We start from the raw sequence: 16,291 nt of genomic DNA, 5'->3' as shown, positions 1-16,291 counted from the left end.
GGAATTCTATGAAACTGCTGCGCTATGGCGAGGCGGGGAACGAACGCCCCGGCCTGCTCGATGCCGATGGAACGATCCGTGACCTCTCCGCCCATGTCACCGACATTGCCGGCAAGGCGCTTGACCCGGCATCGCTTGAGACATTGTCGAAGCTCGATCCAAAGACGCTGCCGGCGGTTTCCGGCAAGCCGCGGATCGGCGCCTGCGTCGCCGGCACCGGCAAATTCATCTGCATCGGTCTCAACTATTCCGACCACGCCGCCGAAACCGGCGCTACCGTGCCGCCTGAGCCGATCATCTTCATGAAGGCAAGCTCGGCTATTGTCGGGCCGAATGACGACGTGCTGATCCCCCGCGGCTCGGTCAAGACCGACTGGGAGGTCGAGCTCGGCGTGGTCATCGGCAGAAAAGCGAAGTATGTCACCGAGGCCGAGGCGCTGGATTATGTCGCCGGCTATTGCGTCGCGCATGACGTCTCCGAGCGCGCCTTCCAGGCTGAGCGCCAGGGCCAGTGGACCAAGGGCAAGAGCTGCGACACGTTCGGGCCGATCGGTCCGTGGCTGGTGACCAAGGACGAGGTCAAGGACCCGCAGAACATTCCGATGTGGCTGACGGTCAACGGCAAGACGATGCAAAACGGCTCGACCAAGACCATGGTCTTCGGCGTCGCTTATCTCGTGTCCTATCTCAGCCAGTTCATGTCGCTGCACCCCGGCGACATCATCTCGACCGGCACGCCGCCCGGCGTCGGCCTCGGCATGAAGCCGCCGGTGTTCCTGAAGCCCGGCGACGTCGTCGAGCTCGGCATCGAAGGGCTGGGCATCCAGAAGCAGACGTTCAGGGCTGACGTGTAGCGCACCCTTCCCTTCTCTCCTTGTGGGAGAAGGGAAAAGAGCAGCTACTTCAGCACCCTCCCATCGGCCCCAAACCGGTACGTCTTCGCCGGATCCGGCGTCGCGTAGAGCGTGGCACCAGGTTCGGCGTTATAGACGCCAAAAATGCGCACGGTGATCAAGCCGGCCTTCTCGCAGTCGAGATAGAGATTGGTGTCGGCGCCAAGATGCTCGGCATGGACAACCGTGCCTTTCCAGGCACCGGATTTCGCATCGACGGTCAGGTGCTCGGGACGGACACCGATGGTCTTGGCCGTCTCGCCAAGCCTGGCCCCGTCGACGAAGTTCATCTTCGGTGAGCCGATGAAGCCGGCGACGAATTCATTTGCCGGCGAATTGTAAAGCTCCATCGGTCCGCCGATCTGCTCGATCTTTCCCGCGTTCAGCACGACGATCTTGTCGGCCAGTGTCATCGCCTCGACCTGGTCGTGGGTGACATAGATCATCGTGGCCTTCAGCCGACGGTGCAGCTGGGCGATCTCCAGCCTGGTGTTGACGCGCAGCGCGGCATCGAGGTTGGACAGGGGCTCGTCGAACAGAAAAAGCTTGGGCTCGCGCACCACGGCGCGGCCGATGGCGACGCGCTGGCGCTGACCGCCGGAAAGCTCGGCCGGCCGCCTCTCTAGGTAGGGCTCCAGCGACAGCATCGAAGAGGCGATGCCGATGCGGCGGTCGATCTCGGCCGCCGGCGTGCCCGCCTGCTTGAGGCCGAGACCCATGTTGTTCTTCACCGTCAGATGCGGATAGAGCGCATAGGTTTGGAACACCATGGCGATGCCGCGTTTGGCGGGCGGCGTGGCGGAGACGTCCGCCCCGTCGATCACCACGCGGCCCGAGGTCGAGTCCTCCAGCCCGGCAATGACCCTGAGCAGCGTCGACTTTCCACAGCCGGATGGACCGACGAAGACGACGAACTCGCCATCCGTCACCTCGAGGTTGATGCCCTTCAGCACCTCTACCGGCCCGAAGGCCTTTTTGACATTCTCGATGTTCAGCGAGCCCACGGCTTCGTCCCTGTTCTAGAGTTTCACGGCGAGGCCGCTGCGCACGCTCTCGTCGGCGGCAAGGCAGACGGCGAGCGACTTCACCGCGTCGTCCATATGGCGGGTCAAGTCGAGATCCTCGCGGATCGCCTTGAGCACAAATGCCTGTTCGAGATCGCAGAGATCCTGATGGCCTGGTTCACCCTCCATCGACAGCATCTCGTCCGGTTTGGCGAACTTGCCGTCCGCGCCGGTCGCCGCACTATGCAGGCGGATGGTCGAGGTCTTGGTGTGGGTGTCGATGTCGTCGGACCTGACGCCCTCCTTCATGACGATCGACACGCAGCCATTGGGCGAGATCACGTCCTTCACGAAGAAGGCCGTCTCCGAGATCATCGGCCCCCAGCCGGCCTCGTACCAGCCGACCGAACCATCGTCGAACAGCACCTGCAGGTGGCCGTAATTATACATCGTGGGCGCAATCTCGTCGGTCAGCCGCAGCCCCATGCCGCGCACCTCGACCGGCCTGGCGTCGGTGATCTGCAGCATCACGTCGAGATAATGCACGCCGCAGTCGACGATCGGCGACGTCGTCTGCATCAACTGCTTGTGCGTCTCCCAGCTATGGCCGGAGGATTGCTGGTTGAGGTTCATTCGGAACACGTAAGGGCCGCCGAGCTTACGCGCCTCGGCGATCAGCCGGATCCAGGACGGATGGTGGCGCAGGATGTAGCCGATCACCAGTTTTTTGCCGTTGGCCTTGGCTGCCGCGACCACGCGCTTTGCATCGGCGACGGTGGTTGCCAGCGGCTTCTCGAGGAAGACATGGCAGCCGGCCTCGAACGCCCTCACCGCATAGTCGGCATGGCTGTCGGAATAGGTTGCGATGCAGGCGACGTCAGGACTCTCGTCGCGCAGCGCCTGGTCAAAGGAGCGCCTGATGCCATAACTGGCGAGCCCGGCCGGCAACGGCACGTCGGAGCGATTGACCAGTGCCGCGATCTCGAAGCCTGGATTGGTATGGTAGGCCAGCGCATGGCTGCGGCCCATATTGCCGAGACCGGCGACGACGACGCGCAGAGGTTGTTGCGAACTCACTTGACCGCTCCCGAAGTGATGCCGCGGATCAGCTGCCGCGAGAAGATGACGTAGAGGATCAGCACCGGCATGATCGCCAGTGACAGTGCCGCCAGAATGGCGTTCCAGTTGGTGACGAACTGGCCGAGGAACAGCTGGGCGCCGAGCGTCACTGTCTTGGTCTCCTCCGACGGCGCCAGGATCAGCGGGAACCACAGATCGTTCCAGATCGGGATCATGGTGAAGACCGCGACCGTCGCCATCGATGGGCGCACCAGCGGCAGCACCAGCCGGAAAAAGATGGTGTATTCGGACAGGCCGTCGATCCTCCCCGCATTCTTCAGATCGTCCGAGACCTGCTTCATAAATTCCGACAGGATGAAGACGGCAAGCGGCAGGCCCTGCGCCGTGTAGACCAGGATCAGCGCCGTCAGCGTGTTGACCAGCCCGCTCGCCACCATCAACTGCAGGATGGCGACGGTGCCGAGGCGGATCGGGATCATGATGCCGAGCGCCAGATAGAGCCCCATCAGCGAATTGCCGCGGAAGCGGTATTCCGACAGTGCGAACGCAGCCATGGCGCCGAACAGAAGCACGAAGAACAGCGAGGCGACGGTGACGACAAGGCTGTTCTGGAAATAGTGGATGAAGTCGCCCTGGCCGATCACCGTAGCGTAGCCGATCAGGTCGAAGGTCCCTGGCGTCGGCGGCGTCAGCGGCGCGCCGAAAATCCCTGCGCGCGATTTGAACGAATTCATGATGACGAGGATGACCGGAAACAGCGCGATGGCGGTGTAGGTCAACAGGATCGCGTGGGCGCCAATGGTGCGGGGCAGCGAGCGGGTTGCCGTGCTCATGTCGCGCCTCAGAACTGGTAGCGACGCAAGCGCGTCTGCACGAGGAACAGGTAGACGCAGACGCCGCCGAGGATGATCAGGAACATCATCGTGGCGATCGCCGCGCCCATGTTGGGATCGCCGACCTGCAGCTGGAAACCGAAGAAGGCGCGGTAGAGGAAGGTGCCGAGAATATCCGTTGAATAGTTCGGCCCGGCCAGCGCGCCTTGCGCGGTGTAGATCAGGTCGAAAGCGTTGAAATTGCCGACGAAGGTCAGGATCGAGATGATGCCGATCGACGGCAGGATGAGCGGCAGCTTGATCTTCCAGAACTGCGCCATCCCGGTGATGCCGTCGCATTCGGCCGCTTCGATCACCTCTTCGGGAATGGACAGCAGGGCCGCATAGATCAGCATCATCGGGATGCCGACGAACTGCCACACCGAGATTAGGCTGAGCGCGGTCAGCGCATATTGCGCCTTGCCGAGCCAGGGCGTGAACAGGCTTTTCAGGCCGACAAGGTCCATCATATGCGGCGCCACGCCCCATAGCGGCGACAGGATCAGCTTCCAGGCGAAGCCGACAATGACGAAGGACAGGATCGTCGGCACGAAGATCGCCGTGCGGTAGAAGGCGGAAAACCGCAGCCTGGGGCTGGACAGAAGTGCGGCCAAAAGGACGCCGATCGGGTTCTGCACCAGCATATGGATGACGAAGAACCAGACATTGTTCCTGAGCGCGTTCCAGAAATTGACTGACCAGTTGGGATCACCGAACAGCATGCGGAAATTTTCCAGTCCGACGAAGACCTGCGACTGATTGATATTGCGGAACAAGGAAAGCTGCAGCGTGCCGGCCAGAGGCAGGATCATGATCGCCGTATAGACCAGCAGCGCCGGCGCCAGGAAAACGCTGATATGCCAACGGAACGGTCTTTTCGGTGCTGCGGCCATGCGTTCGGTCCCCGCGGATCAGGTCTTGCAATTGCCGTCAAAGGGCGCGGCGCCTCCCTCCCCCTCGAGGGGGAGGGTGCCTCGCACAGCGAGGCGGGTGGGGTCGGCCGAGGCAGCGCGCCATCGTCGTTCGATCGCGCTTTTCAGCAACGATCAAGCCGCAGCCTGCCTCGACCGACCCTCTCTGTCGCCTTCGGCGACATCTCCCCCTTGAGGGGGGAGACAACGCTTCGCCGGGCTCTTACTTCGCCGGCTTATACCAGCTGTCGAGGCCGTCCTGCAGCTTCTTGGCGGCAGCTTCCGGCGTGTCGGTGCCGTTGATGACGTTGGCCGATTCAACCCACGTCTCGTTTTCGAGGTTCGGCGTGCCGCGCGACAGGATCTGGTAAGTCGAGCGGATCGTCGACTTGCACTTGCCGCGCCAGGAGACGAATTCCTGGGCCAGCGGGTCTTCCATCTTCACCGGGGTGTTGTTCAGGCTGAAGAAGCCCGGCAGCGCGTTGGCGTAGATGGTGGCGAAATCCGGCGAGGCCACCCAGGACAGGAAGGTCTTGGCCGCATCCGCGTTCTTCGAGGCCGCATTGAGGCCCATGCCGATGTCGGTGTGGTCGGAGATGTAGCAGGTGTCGCCGGCCTTCTGCACCGGCGGCGGGAAGGCGCCCATCTTGAACTGCGCCTGCGTGTTGAACAGGCCGATCTCCCACGAGCCGGCCGGGTAGATGGCGGCGCGGCCGAGCGTGAACAGGTTCTGGCTGTCCGGATAGGTCTGCGCCTCGAAGCCGTCGCCGAGATAGTCCTTCCACCTGGCCAGTTCCTTGAAGGGCTCGACCCATTGCGGATCAGTCAGCTTCTGCTCGCCCTTGATCAGCGCCAGGCGGCCTTCCTCGCCCTTCCAGTAGTTCGGGCCGATGTTCTGGTAGCCCATGGTCGCCGCTTCCCAGAGGTCCTTGGTGCCCATCGCCATCGGGATGTAGGTGCCGTCGGCCTTGATCTTGTCGAGCGCGGCGAAGAATTCGTCGCGCGTCTCCGGCACCTTGATGCCGAGCTTGTCGAAGGCGTCCTTGTTGTAGATGAAGCCATGGATGACGGAGGCCATCGGCACGCAGAAACTCGACTTGCCGTCGTCGGTTTGCCAGGCGGCCTTGGCGACGTCGGAGAAGTTCTCCATGCCGGGCAGGGTCGAGATGTCGGCGAGGTTGCCCTTCTTGAAGAGTTCCAGCGACTTGTCGAACGGGCGGCAGGTGATCAGGTCGCCGGCCGAGCCGGCGGCGAGCTTGGCGCCGAGGGCGGCGTCATATTCGGTTGGCGCCGACGGCGCGAACACCACCTTGATGTCCGGGTTCTTGGCTTCGAAGGCCGGGATCAGCTTGTCCTTCCAGATGGCAAGGTCGTCGCCGCGCCAGCTTTCGATGTTGAGCGTTACGTCGTCGGCGTAAGCCACCCCGGCGGAGCCGAGAATGCTGGTGCCGAGAAGAAGTGCCGTCAGTAGCTTCGTTGTCATGCTCAGTCTCCCTGTTGACCTTTTTCAGGTTCGGTTTTGATGAGAACAGAGGCATTGCGCCCCTTGCTCCCCTCGATCGCGGAAAGGGCTGGCCGCAGCTTGTGGCCGGTCCCTTCCAGTATCTTCTCGGCCGCGTCGGCGCTGGTGGCGCCGGCGGCGAGCAGAATGGCGGTCTTGACGACGCCGCCGCTCTTTTCGAGCAGGCGCGCCGCCTCGTCCTTGTCGCGCCCGCTGACGGCGGCAACGATGCGTGCGGCGCGGTCGCGCAGCTTGATGTTGTCGGCCATGAGGTTGACCATGTAGCCATCATGGACATGGCCGAGATGGATTGCGGCCAGCGTCGACAGCATGTTGAGCGCGATCTTCTGGGCGGTGCCGGCGCCCATGCGCGTCGAGCCGGCAATCAGCTCCGGCGGCGTTTCGAGCAGGATGGCGATGTCGGCCAGCCGCAGCAGCGGCGCATCCCTGTTGTTGGCGATGGCAATCGTCGCCGCACCGCGGCGCCTGGCTTCCTCGATCGCGCGGACAGCGTAAGGTGTCGAGCCGCTGGCCGAGACGGCGATCAGGCAATCGCTATTGCCGATGCCGGCGGCGGCGACCGCTGCCGAAGCTTCGTCAACATCATCCTCAGGCCCGCCGGCCAGTGTCCTGAAAGCTTCGTCGCCGCCGGCGATCAGGATGGCGATGCGGTCGCGCTGGATACCGAAAGTGCCCGGCAGTTCCAGCGCATCGGCCAATGCCATCAGGCCCGAGCTGCCGGCGGCCGCATAGGCGAGCTTGCCGCCGCTTTTCAGCCGGGTTGCGATAATTTCGGCTGCCGCGGCAATGGCAGGAATGGCGCCGCGTACGGCCTTGGCGGCCTCGATCTGTGCGTTGGCCAAAGAGGAAAGGATGGCGTCCGGGGCCTGGATGTCCAGTCCCTCGGCATTGTGGTGAAGCGCTTCGGTGCGCGTTTCGGCCATCCGCTTTCCTCCAATCCAGAAAACAATACCAAAAAAATACCACTTGTCCACACGCATTAATGAAATCCCTGCGTCGGGATAGGACCGCAGACGAAATCCGCTGATTTCTCAATAAACTAGGCCTTAACTTTTTTGAAATGGAAATTAACCCTTGGCTATTGGTATTTTATTGGTATTATCAGACCCGAGGAGAAATCGCGTGGAATTCGTGCTCGGCATCGATGGCGGCGGCACCAGCTGCAGGGCGGCCCTTGCAACGGCCGACGGCAGCGTCCTCGGCCGCGCCAAAAGCGGCGCCGCCAACATCCGCACCGATCTCACCGGCGCCAGGACGAACATCGTCGACGCGGCCCACCAAGCCTTTGTCGCCGCGGGCAGGGATCCCGCACTGATCCCGCAAACGCCGGCCGTTCTCGGCCTGGCCGGCGCCAATGTCGGCACCTATAGGCAGCAGCTCGAAGCGATCCTGCCGTTCCGCATCAGCCGTGTCGAGACCGACGCCGAAATCGCGCTGGAAGGTGCGGTCGGCTCCGGCGACGGCGCCATGGCCATCCTCGGCACCGGCACCGCCTATATGGCGCGCAGACAAGGCAAGTCGCGCGCCATCGGCGGCTGGGGATTCCAGGTCGGCGACCAGGGCAGCGGCGCCCGCATCGGCCGCGACCTGCTCGAGCAGACGCTGCTCGCCTATGACGGCATCCGCGAAGGCTCGCCGCTGACGCAGGCCATGCTCGCCATCTTCCGCAACAATCCCGAGGATGTGGTCGAATTCACCACCAACGCCAAGCCCGGCGATTTCGGCGGCTTCGCGCCCAAGGTGTTCGAACACGCCGAAAAAGGCGACGTCGTCGCTATCTGGATCCTCGACAAGGCGGTCGCCGATGTCGAGGCAGCGCTTGGCGTGCTCGACCTGGGCGGCGACGATCCGCTCTGCCTGCTCGGCGGGCTGGCGCCGCTTTACGCGCCGCGCCTGTCGGCCCGCTACCGGGCGCTGCTGAAACCGCCGCTCGACGACGCCTTGGGCGGCGCGGTGCAGATGGCGGTTCGGATGTTCGCAAATACGGCGGAGACAGCGCGATGAGCGAGGCCGCCGACCAGATATTCACGGCGCTGAAACAATCGTCGCAGAGCGGCGCGCCGCTCTATCTGCAGCTGAGGAAGAGCATCGAGGACGCGGTCAAACGCGGGCTGATCGGACCGGGCGATGCGCTGCCTTCCGAGCGCGACATCGCCAGCAAGGCCGACATCTCGCGCGTCACCGTGCGCAAGGCGGTGCAGGACCTGGTCAAGGGCGGCATCCTCGTCCAGCGCCATGGTTCCGGCACCTTCGTTGCGCCGCGCATGGAGCGCGTCGAGCAGTCGCTGTCGATGCTGACCTCGTTTACCGAAGACATGGCGCGGCGCGGCATGGCGGTGCGTTCAGCCTGGCTCGACCGCGGCCTCTATCCGCCGTCGCCCGACGAGATGATGGTGCTCGGCCTGGCATCGAACGAATTGGTGGCGCGCGTGGCGCGCCTGCGCATCGCCAACGACACGCCGCTGGCGATCGAGCGCGCCTCGCTATCAACAAGCGTGCTGCCCGATCCGGCGGCGATCGGTTCGTCGCTCTACGCGGCGCTGGAAAAGACCGGCAACAGACCGGTGCGGGCCGTGCAGCGCATTTCCGCCACCAATCTCGGCGATGGCGATGCGCATCTGCTCGAAGTGCCGCCAGGCATTGCCGGCCTGCATATCGAGCGTATCTCCTATCTGGCGAGCGGCAAGGTGATCGAGTTCACCCGCTCCATCTACAGAGGCGACGCCTATGATTTTGTCGCCGAACTCCGGCTAAGCGGGCCGGGCGAAGAGGGCCGGTCATGAGCGCAACAATTACCCATATGCGGCGCGAGATCGACGAGATTCCGGAGGCCACCGCGCGCCTGCTCGACGGCTCGGCCGCGGTGCTGACCGAGGCCGGGCGCGGCATTCGCGAGCGCGACCCGAATTTCGTCGTCACCGTGGCGCGCGGTTCGTCCGACCATGCCGCAACCTTCATGAAATATGCCGTGGAGCTGACCGCCGGGCTGGCGGTTGCATCGGTCGGCCCGTCGATCGCCTCGATCTATGGCGCCAAGCTGAAGCTGAGCGGCTCGGCCTGCCTGGCGATCTCGCAGTCCGGCAAGAGCCCGGACATCGTCGCAATGGCGCAGGCGGCGCGGGCCGGCGGATCGCTGACCGTCGCCATCACCAACACTGCCGATTCGCCGCTGGCACGCGCCTGCGACTACGCCATCGACATACTGGCCGGACCGGAGCGCAGCGTTGCGGCGACGAAGACCTTCGTCAATTCGGCCGTCGCAGGGCTCGCCTTGATGGCGCATTGCACCGGCGACGACAAACTTCTGGCAGCACTCGCCCGCCTGCCGGAGCATTTTCGCAAGGCGATCGCGTGCGACTGGATGGCGCTGGCTGCGGCACTCGAGACGCCGAAATCGCTGTTCATCCTTGGCCGTGGCCCGTCGGCGGCGATCGCCAACGAGGCGGCGCTGAAATTCAAGGAAACCTGCGCCATGCACGCGGAAGCCTATAGTGCCGCCGAGGTCATGCACGGCCCGCTGGCGCTGGTCGGTCCCGGCTTCCCGGTGCTGGCTCTGGCTGCTCGCGATGCGTCCGAACCGTCGGTGGCTGATGCCGCCGACAGCCTGGCCGGCAAGGGCGCCGCCGTCTTTGTGACGTCGAACAAAGCAAGGAGCGCACAGCCGCTGCCGCATGTCGCAACCGGTCATCCGCTGACCGATCCACTGACGCTGATCGTGTCGTTCTATGGTTTCGTCGAGGCTTTTGCCCGCCATCGCGGCCTCGACCCCGACACGCCGCCCAATCTGCGCAAGGTGACGGAAACGCTATGAGCGATCGCTTTGCCCTGACCGGCGCCCGGATTTTCGATGGCGACGACTGGCACGACAATGCGGCGCTTGTCGTGCGCGACGGCCTCGTCGAGGCCATCGTTGCCGCCGGGGCCATTCCACCCGGTGTTGCGCGTATCGAGACCGGCGGCAGCATGCTGGCGCCTGGCTTCGTCGATCTGCAGGTCAATGGTGGCGGCGGCGTCATGCTCAACGACCATCCGGACGTTGCCTCGATCGAGACCATCTGCCGGGCGCACGCACCCTTCGGCACGACGGCGCTGTTACCGACGCTGATCACCGACACGTCCGAGATCACCGCCGCGGCGGTTGCGGCCGGATCCGAGGCGGCACAACGGAAGGTGCCGGGGTTCCTGGGCTTGCATCTTGAAGGGCCGCATCTTTCGATCGCCCGCAAGGGCGCGCATGACCCGGCCCTGATCCGGCCGATGCTGGACTCCGACCAGGCGATGCTGATCGCCGCACGGAAAAATCTGCCCGTGCTGCTGACGACGGTGGCGCCCGAATCCGTCGAGCCCGGCCAGGTGTCGGCACTTAGCAAGGCCGGCATTGTCGTCAGCATCGGCCATTCCGATACCGGCTATGCCACGGCTCGCGCCTTTGCCGAGGCCGGCGCAACGGTGGTCACCCATCTGTTCAATGCGATGAGCCAGATCGGCAATCGCGAGCCAGGGCTGGCGGGCGCCGCAATCGATACCGGCACATTCTATGCCGGCGTCATCGCCGACGGTATCCATGTCGATCCCGCCACCATGGCGATCGCCTTGCGCGCCAAGCAGGGGCCGGGCAAGATCCTGCTCGTCACCGACGCGATGGCGACGATCGGTACCGACATGACCTCGTTCACGCTGAACGGCCGCACCATCCACCGTAAGGATGGCAGGCTGACACTTGCCGACGGCACGCTGGCGGGCGCCGATCTCGACATGATTTCCGCGGTGCGCTTCATGCACCGCGTCGTCGGCCTCGGCCTCGATGAAGCCTTGCGCATGGCCTCGCTCTATCCGGCGCAAGCGATCGGCCAGTCGCACCGGCTCGGGCGATTCGCCAAAGGCACCGCCGCCAACATCGTTTCGCTGTCGGACGATGTAGACATTAAAAGCGTGTGGATCGATGGCGCCAGGGTTTTTGCAACCAGCCCTGCTCGTTAGGGTTAGCCGGCTTTGGACGTATAGAGGTCCTTGTAGGTTTCGCGCAGCAGGTTCTTCTGCACCTTGCCCATCGTGTTGCGTGGCAGTTCGTCGACGAAGATCACCCGTTTCGGATGCTTGTACCTGGCGAGGCGCCCGGCGATGACCTCGATGATCCCTGCGGCGCTGATGGTCGAGCCCGGCGCCCGCACCACGATGGCGGTGACGGCTTCGCCGAAATCCGGGTGGGCAACGCCGATGACAGCGCTTTCGGTGACGCCGGGCAGCGCGTCGATCTCGCTCTCGACCTCCTTCGGATAGATGTTGTAGCCGCCGGAAATGATCAGGTCCTTGCCGCGACCGACGATGTGGACATAGCCGTCGGCATCGATCAGGCCGAGATCGCCGGTGATGAAGAAACCATCGTCACGGAATTCGGCCCTGGTCTTTTCCGGCATGCGCCAGTAGCCGCAAAAGACGTTCGGGCCCTTGACCTCGATCATGCCGACCTCGCCCCGGGCAAGTGTTTCGCCGCCGTCGGGATCGGCAATGCGCAGGGAGACGCCGGGCAACGGGAAGCCAACCGTGCCGGCTCGCCGCTCGCCCTCATACGGGTTCGACGTGTTCATGTTGGTCTCGGTCATGCCGTAGCGCTCGAGGATGGCGTGGCCGGTGCGCTCTCGCCAGGCTCTGTGCGTCTCGGCCAAAAGCGGCGCCGAGCCAGAAATGAACAGGCGGATGTTTTTCGCCGCTTGCCGGTTCAACCCGTCCTGCTGCAGCAGGCGGACGTAGAAGGTCGGCACGCCCATCAGGACGGTGGCGCGCGGCAGCAGCGAGACGATGCGGGCCGGGTCGAATTTGGTTTCGAACAGCATCGAGGCGCCGGCCATCAGGACGACATTGGTGGCGACGAAAAGGCCATGCGTGTGGAAAACCGGCAGCGCGTGAACCAGCACGTCTGCAGCGGTGAAGCGCCAGAGGTCGACCAGCACCCGCGCATTCGAGGCGAGGTTTTCGTGGCTGAGCATGGCGCCTTTCGAACGGCCGGTCGTGCCGGACGTGTAGAGGATCGCAGCAAGGTCGTCCGGTCCGCGCGCCACATCGTGGAAGTCCACGGCCGCCTCAGAGGCGCGATCGGTCAACGAACCCTCGCCCTTGCTGCCGAGTGTCGCGACCGCAGCGCCCGAGGCCTGCGCCAAGGCGCCGATTTCGCTCACTCGCGCCGGGTCGCAGACGACCAGGCGTGGCTCGGCATCCCTGAAGAAATAGTCGAGCTCGGTCAGCGTATAGGCGGTGTTGAGCGGCAGGAAGATCGCGCCGGCACGCAGGCAGGCGAGGTAAAGGAAAATGGCCTCCGGGCTCTTCTCGACCTGAACGGCGACGCGGTCGCCGGCTTCGACGCCGAGCCGCGACAGCGCATGCGCCAGTTGTGCGGAGCGCGCCAGCATATCGCCGTAGCTGATCGAGCGCCCGTCCTCTGCCTCCATCAAAAGGCGTCCGTGCGCGAGCATCCGGGCACGGAAAGCATCAAACAGATGGTTGCTCATGTTTACCCCGAGCGGCTGACTCCGGCCGGACGGCGGCGGTCAGCCGGCCGCCTTGTCCGCCGCCGTCCTGATTGCCTCGATGTTTGCCCGGTAGGCTTCGACGCTGCCGCCCTTGAAGATGGCCGCACCGGCGACCAGCACGCTGGCGCCGGCGGCAGTGACCAGGGGCGCAGTTTCGGGCGAGATGCCGCCGTCGATCTCGATCCTGATCGGCCTGCGGCCGATCAGCGCCTTCACCCGCTTCACCTTGTCGACGATCGCCGGAATGAAGGCCTGGCCGCCGAACCCCGGATTGACCGTCATGATCAGGATCAGATCAAGCCGGTCAAGCACGTATTCGATCATCGTCTCCGGTGTCGCGGGGTTGAGTGACACGCCGGCCTTCTTGCCAAGGTTTTTGATCGTTTGCAGCGACCGGTCGAGATGCGGCCCGGCTTCGGCGTGTACCGTCATGCCATCGCAGCCGGCCTCGGCGAAGGCGGCCAGATAAGGATCGGCCGGGGCGATCATCAGATGGCAGTCGAAGAAGGCCTTGGTGCGGTTGCGGATCGCTTTGATCACCGGCGGCCCAAACGTGATGTTCGGGACGAAATGCCCGTCCATGACGTCGAGGTGGATCCAGTCGGCGCCGGCGGCGGCCACCGCCTCGACCTCGTCGCCGAGCTTCGAGAAATCGGAAGCCAGCACCGATGGCGCGATCAGGGTTTTTTGAGCCATGTCCGCTTCCCGTTGTTGAGCCCGCCTTCGCCCTAATCGTCTCAACGCCGCTTGTCGACAGGAATCCGGCGTCGATATCGCATCTGCGCAGAAGGAGAGAAGCGGTGGCGAGCCACTTCTCTCCTGTGCAGACGTTTCCTCTCCTCCAGTGCAAGGACTTTCCAGAGCAAGGCCTGGATTTCAGTTCGGATGAAGCCGCGGTCTGGCCGTCCGTGGCAGGAAGAGCTTGCGGTTGCCTTGTTTCCACCTTCTGCAGATCGGGCTTCTTCAGCCCAGCGGCGAGCGCCAAGATCGACAATACGCTGGCAGCCTGGATGGCGCGGCGCAAACGGCCGCCACGAGAGCGCACGAACGAGCCGTGGTCGCAAGACATGGATCTCCCCGCACAGATCATGGGAAGGCGATGGTCGCGCTGAGCTCCTGCTGTTCCCTGAGACCATGGAGCCTCTGGATCTGTGGTCATGGGGCTTTCCTTTCCGGGGCCGCACCGCGCGGCACCTGAGCGTCTGTCGCGGGGCGAGGCGGAAAGGTTCATGGGCCGGGGCCGGGCCGGCTGGATCACCGCCGGAAAATACCGGCCTGCCGGTCCCGGATCCGATCAACCGCGATGAATGGTGAACGCCTTGCGCAGAATGCTTGCGCGCCACGCAGCCTGTTCTTATATACGCGCCAAGCCGTCCAGCGCCGAATGCCGGTTGCCGGAGCGGAATTTCTTGTGAACAGGGGCTTTCATCGGAACGCCTGTACGGGTCCTGAGAGCCTGCTTAGCGGAGAGATTAGAACAATGGCAAAAGTAATCGGTATCGATCTGGGAACAACCAACTCCTGTGTCGCCATCATGGATGGCAAGGAATCCAAGGTCATCGAGAATGCGGAAGGCGCCCGCACGACCCCTTCCATCGTCGCCATCAACAGCGACGGCGAGCGCCTCGTCGGCCAGCCGGCCAAGCGCCAGGCGGTCACCAATCCTGAAAACACCATTTTCGCGGTCAAGCGCCTGATCGGCCGCCGCTACGACGATCCGGTGACGGAGAAGGACAAGAAGCTTGTCCCCTACAAGATCGTCAAGGGCGACAATGGCGATGCCTGGGTCGAGGCCGGCGGCAAGAAGCAGTCGCCCAGCCAGATCTCGGCGATGATCCTGCAGAAGATGAAGGAAACGGCGGAGGCCTACCTCGGCGAGAAGGTCGAGAAGGCGGTCATCACCGTTCCGGCCTATTTCAACGACGCCCAGCGCCAGGCGACCAAGGATGCCGGCAAGATCGCCGGCCTCGAAGTGCTGCGCATCATCAACGAGCCGACGGCGGCCGCACTTGCCTATGGACTGGACAAGAAGGAAGGCAAGACGATTGCCGTCTATGACCTTGGCGGCGGCACGTTCGACATTTCGGTGCTCGAAATCGGTGACGGCGTGTTCGAGGTGAAGTCGACCAATGGCGACACCTTCCTCGGCGGCGAGGATTTCGACATGCGCCTGGTCGAATATCTGGCGGCCGAGTTCAAGAAGGAACAGGGCATCGACCTGCGGAACGACAAGCTCGCCCTGCAGCGCCTCAAGGAAGCGGCTGAAAAGGCCAAGATCGAGCTGTCGTCCACCACGCAGACCGAAATCAACCTGCCCTTCATCACCGCCGATGCCACCGGCCCCAAGCACCTGACGCTGAAGCTGACGCGGGCGAAGTTCGAGAGCCTGGTCGAGGATCTCGTCCAGCGCACGATCGATCCCTGCAAGGCGGCGCTCAAGGACGCCGGCCTCAAGGCCGGCGAAATCGACGAAGTCGTCCTGGTCGGCGGCATGACCCGCATGCCCAAGATCCAGGAGATCGTGAAGCAGTTCTTCGGCAAGGAGCCGCACAAGGGCGTCAACCCGGATGAAGTTGTTGCATTGGGCGCCGCCATCCAGGCCGGCGTGCTGCAGGGCGACGTCAAGGACGTGCTGTTGCTCGACGTGACGCCGCTGTCGCTCGGCATCGAGACGCTGGGCGGCGTGTTCACGCGGCTGATCGAACGCAACACGACGATCCCGACGAAGAAGAGCCAGGTGTTCTCCACGGCCGAGGATTCACAGTCGGCGGTGACCATCCGCGTCTTCCAGGGCGAGCGTGAAATGGCCGCCGACAACAAGGCGCTCGGCCAGTTCGATCTGGTCGGCATCCCGCCTGCGCCGCGCGGCGTGCCGCAGATCGAGGTCACCTTCGACATCGACGCCAACGGCATCGTCAACGTCTCGGCCAAGGACAAGGGCACTGGCAAGGAGCACCAGATCCGCATCCAGGCGTCTGGCGGCCTTTCGGACGCCGACATCGAGAAGATGGTCAAGGACGCCGAGGCCAATGCCGAAGCGGACAAGAAGCGGCGCGCGCTGGTCGAGGCCCGCAACCAGGCCGAGGGGCTGGTGCATTCTTCGGAGAAGTCGCTGAAGGAATATGGCGAGAAGGTTTCCGAGGCCGACCGCACGGCGATTGCCGATGCGATCGCGGCATTGAAGACCGCTGCCGAAGGCGACGATGTGACCGAGATCGAGGCCAAGACGCAGACGCTCGCCGAAGTCTCGATGAAACTCGGCCAGGCCATGTACGAGGCTTCGCAGAAGGAAGCCGCCGAGGCCGACGCCAAGGCTGATGCCGCCAAGGACAGCGACGTCGTCGATGCCGATTTCGAGGAAATCGACGAGGACGACGAGAAGAAGAAGTCGGCCTGAACCGCCTGACGTTACAGGTAAGCAAAAAGCCCGGCGCGCAGCCGGGCTTTTTTGCAACCCTTTGCCAGAAAAACGCGGAGCTCCC

Annotated in this window: 14 protein-coding genes; 6 read left to right on the top strand and 8 right to left on the bottom strand. The window is 64.0% G+C overall.

Annotation, left to right across the window (positions count from 1 at the left end; genetic code table 11):
• Positions 1-8 precede the first annotated feature (8 nt).
• The gene (locus NMG46_RS00160) at positions 9-854 is read left to right on the top strand and encodes a fumarylacetoacetate hydrolase family protein (protein ID WP_254815740.1); all 846 of its coding nucleotides are present in this window, start codon (positions 9-11) and stop codon (positions 852-854) included.
• Positions 855-898: 44 nt separating this feature from the next.
• Here the strand turns inward: NMG46_RS00160 and NMG46_RS00155 are convergent, their stop codons facing one another.
• The 6 genes from NMG46_RS00155 to NMG46_RS00130 all read right to left on the bottom strand — a co-directional run bounded on the left by NMG46_RS00155 (position 899) and on the right by NMG46_RS00130 (position 7,205).
• The gene (locus NMG46_RS00155) at positions 899-1,897 is read right to left on the bottom strand and encodes an ABC transporter ATP-binding protein (protein WP_352476910.1); all 999 of its coding nucleotides are present in this window, start codon (positions 1,895-1,897) and stop codon (positions 899-901) included.
• Positions 1,898-1,912: 15 nt separating this feature from the next.
• A complete protein-coding gene (locus tag NMG46_RS00150) occupies positions 1,913-2,974 on the bottom strand; it encodes a Gfo/Idh/MocA family protein (protein WP_254815739.1) in 1,062 nt (353 codons plus the stop codon).
• On the bottom strand, positions 2,971-3,810 hold the full coding sequence (locus NMG46_RS00145) for a carbohydrate ABC transporter permease (RefSeq protein WP_254815738.1): 840 nt from the start codon (positions 3,808-3,810) through the stop codon (positions 2,971-2,973). The genes NMG46_RS00150 and NMG46_RS00145 overlap by 4 nt, the downstream gene beginning before the upstream one ends.
• 8 nt (positions 3,811-3,818) lie before the next feature.
• Positions 3,819-4,742, bottom strand: a complete 924-nt coding sequence (locus NMG46_RS00140; RefSeq protein WP_254815737.1) for a carbohydrate ABC transporter permease — start codon at positions 4,740-4,742, stop codon at positions 3,819-3,821.
• 241 nt (positions 4,743-4,983) lie between these two features.
• Complete coding sequence (locus NMG46_RS00135) at positions 4,984-6,243, bottom strand: ABC transporter substrate-binding protein (protein ID WP_254815736.1); 1,260 nt, start codon at positions 6,241-6,243, stop codon at positions 4,984-4,986.
• 2 nt (positions 6,244-6,245) lie between these two features.
• Complete coding sequence (locus NMG46_RS00130) at positions 6,246-7,205, bottom strand: N-acetylmuramic acid 6-phosphate etherase (RefSeq protein WP_254815735.1); 960 nt, start codon at positions 7,203-7,205, stop codon at positions 6,246-6,248.
• Positions 7,206-7,404: 199 nt separating this feature from the next.
• On the opposite strand from NMG46_RS00130, the gene NMG46_RS00125 reads away from it, so the two are divergent.
• From NMG46_RS00125 to nagA, 4 genes are read left to right on the top strand one after another with little or no spacing between them, the layout of a single operon-like run.
• On the top strand, positions 7,405-8,286 hold the full coding sequence (locus NMG46_RS00125) for an N-acetylglucosamine kinase (RefSeq protein WP_254815734.1): 882 nt from the start codon (positions 7,405-7,407) through the stop codon (positions 8,284-8,286).
• Complete coding sequence (locus NMG46_RS00120; RefSeq protein ID WP_254815733.1) at positions 8,283-9,065, top strand: GntR family transcriptional regulator; 783 nt, start codon at positions 8,283-8,285, stop codon at positions 9,063-9,065. Before NMG46_RS00125 ends, NMG46_RS00120 begins: the two co-directional genes overlap by 4 nt.
• A complete protein-coding gene (locus tag NMG46_RS00115) occupies positions 9,062-10,093 on the top strand; it encodes an SIS domain-containing protein (RefSeq protein WP_254815732.1) in 1,032 nt (343 codons plus the stop codon). The genes NMG46_RS00120 and NMG46_RS00115 overlap by 4 nt, the downstream gene beginning before the upstream one ends.
• Positions 10,090-11,262: an N-acetylglucosamine-6-phosphate deacetylase gene (nagA, locus tag NMG46_RS00110; protein ID WP_254815731.1), complete on the top strand. Its 1,173-nt coding sequence runs from the start codon at positions 10,090-10,092 to the stop codon at positions 11,260-11,262. The genes NMG46_RS00115 and nagA overlap by 4 nt, the downstream gene beginning before the upstream one ends.
• Before the next feature lie 2 nt (positions 11,263-11,264).
• Here the strand turns inward: nagA and NMG46_RS00105 are convergent, their stop codons facing one another.
• Entirely contained in the window at positions 11,265-12,788 is a 1,524-nt protein-coding gene (locus tag NMG46_RS00105; protein ID WP_254815730.1) for a malonyl-CoA synthase, read from the bottom strand.
• Positions 12,789-12,827: 39 nt separating this feature from the next.
• Positions 12,828-13,505: a ribulose-phosphate 3-epimerase gene (gene rpe, locus NMG46_RS00100; RefSeq protein WP_254815729.1), complete on the bottom strand. Its 678-nt coding sequence runs from the start codon at positions 13,503-13,505 to the stop codon at positions 12,828-12,830.
• Between the two features lie 784 nt (positions 13,506-14,289).
• Here rpe and dnaK point away from each other — a divergent pair.
• Positions 14,290-16,206 carry a molecular chaperone DnaK gene (dnaK, locus tag NMG46_RS00095; protein WP_254815728.1) on the top strand — a complete coding sequence of 639 codons (1,917 nt, stop codon included), beginning with the start codon at positions 14,290-14,292 and terminating at the stop codon, positions 16,204-16,206.
• The last annotated feature ends 85 nt before the right edge of the window (positions 16,207-16,291 follow it).

This window comes from Mesorhizobium sp. LMG 17147 (genome assembly GCF_024297145.1).
In the GTDB taxonomy this organism is placed as follows: Bacteria; Pseudomonadota; Alphaproteobacteria; order Rhizobiales; family Rhizobiaceae; genus Mesorhizobium.
Note: the sequence above shows the minus strand (reverse complement) of the source record. Positions and strands in the feature narration are given on the sequence as shown.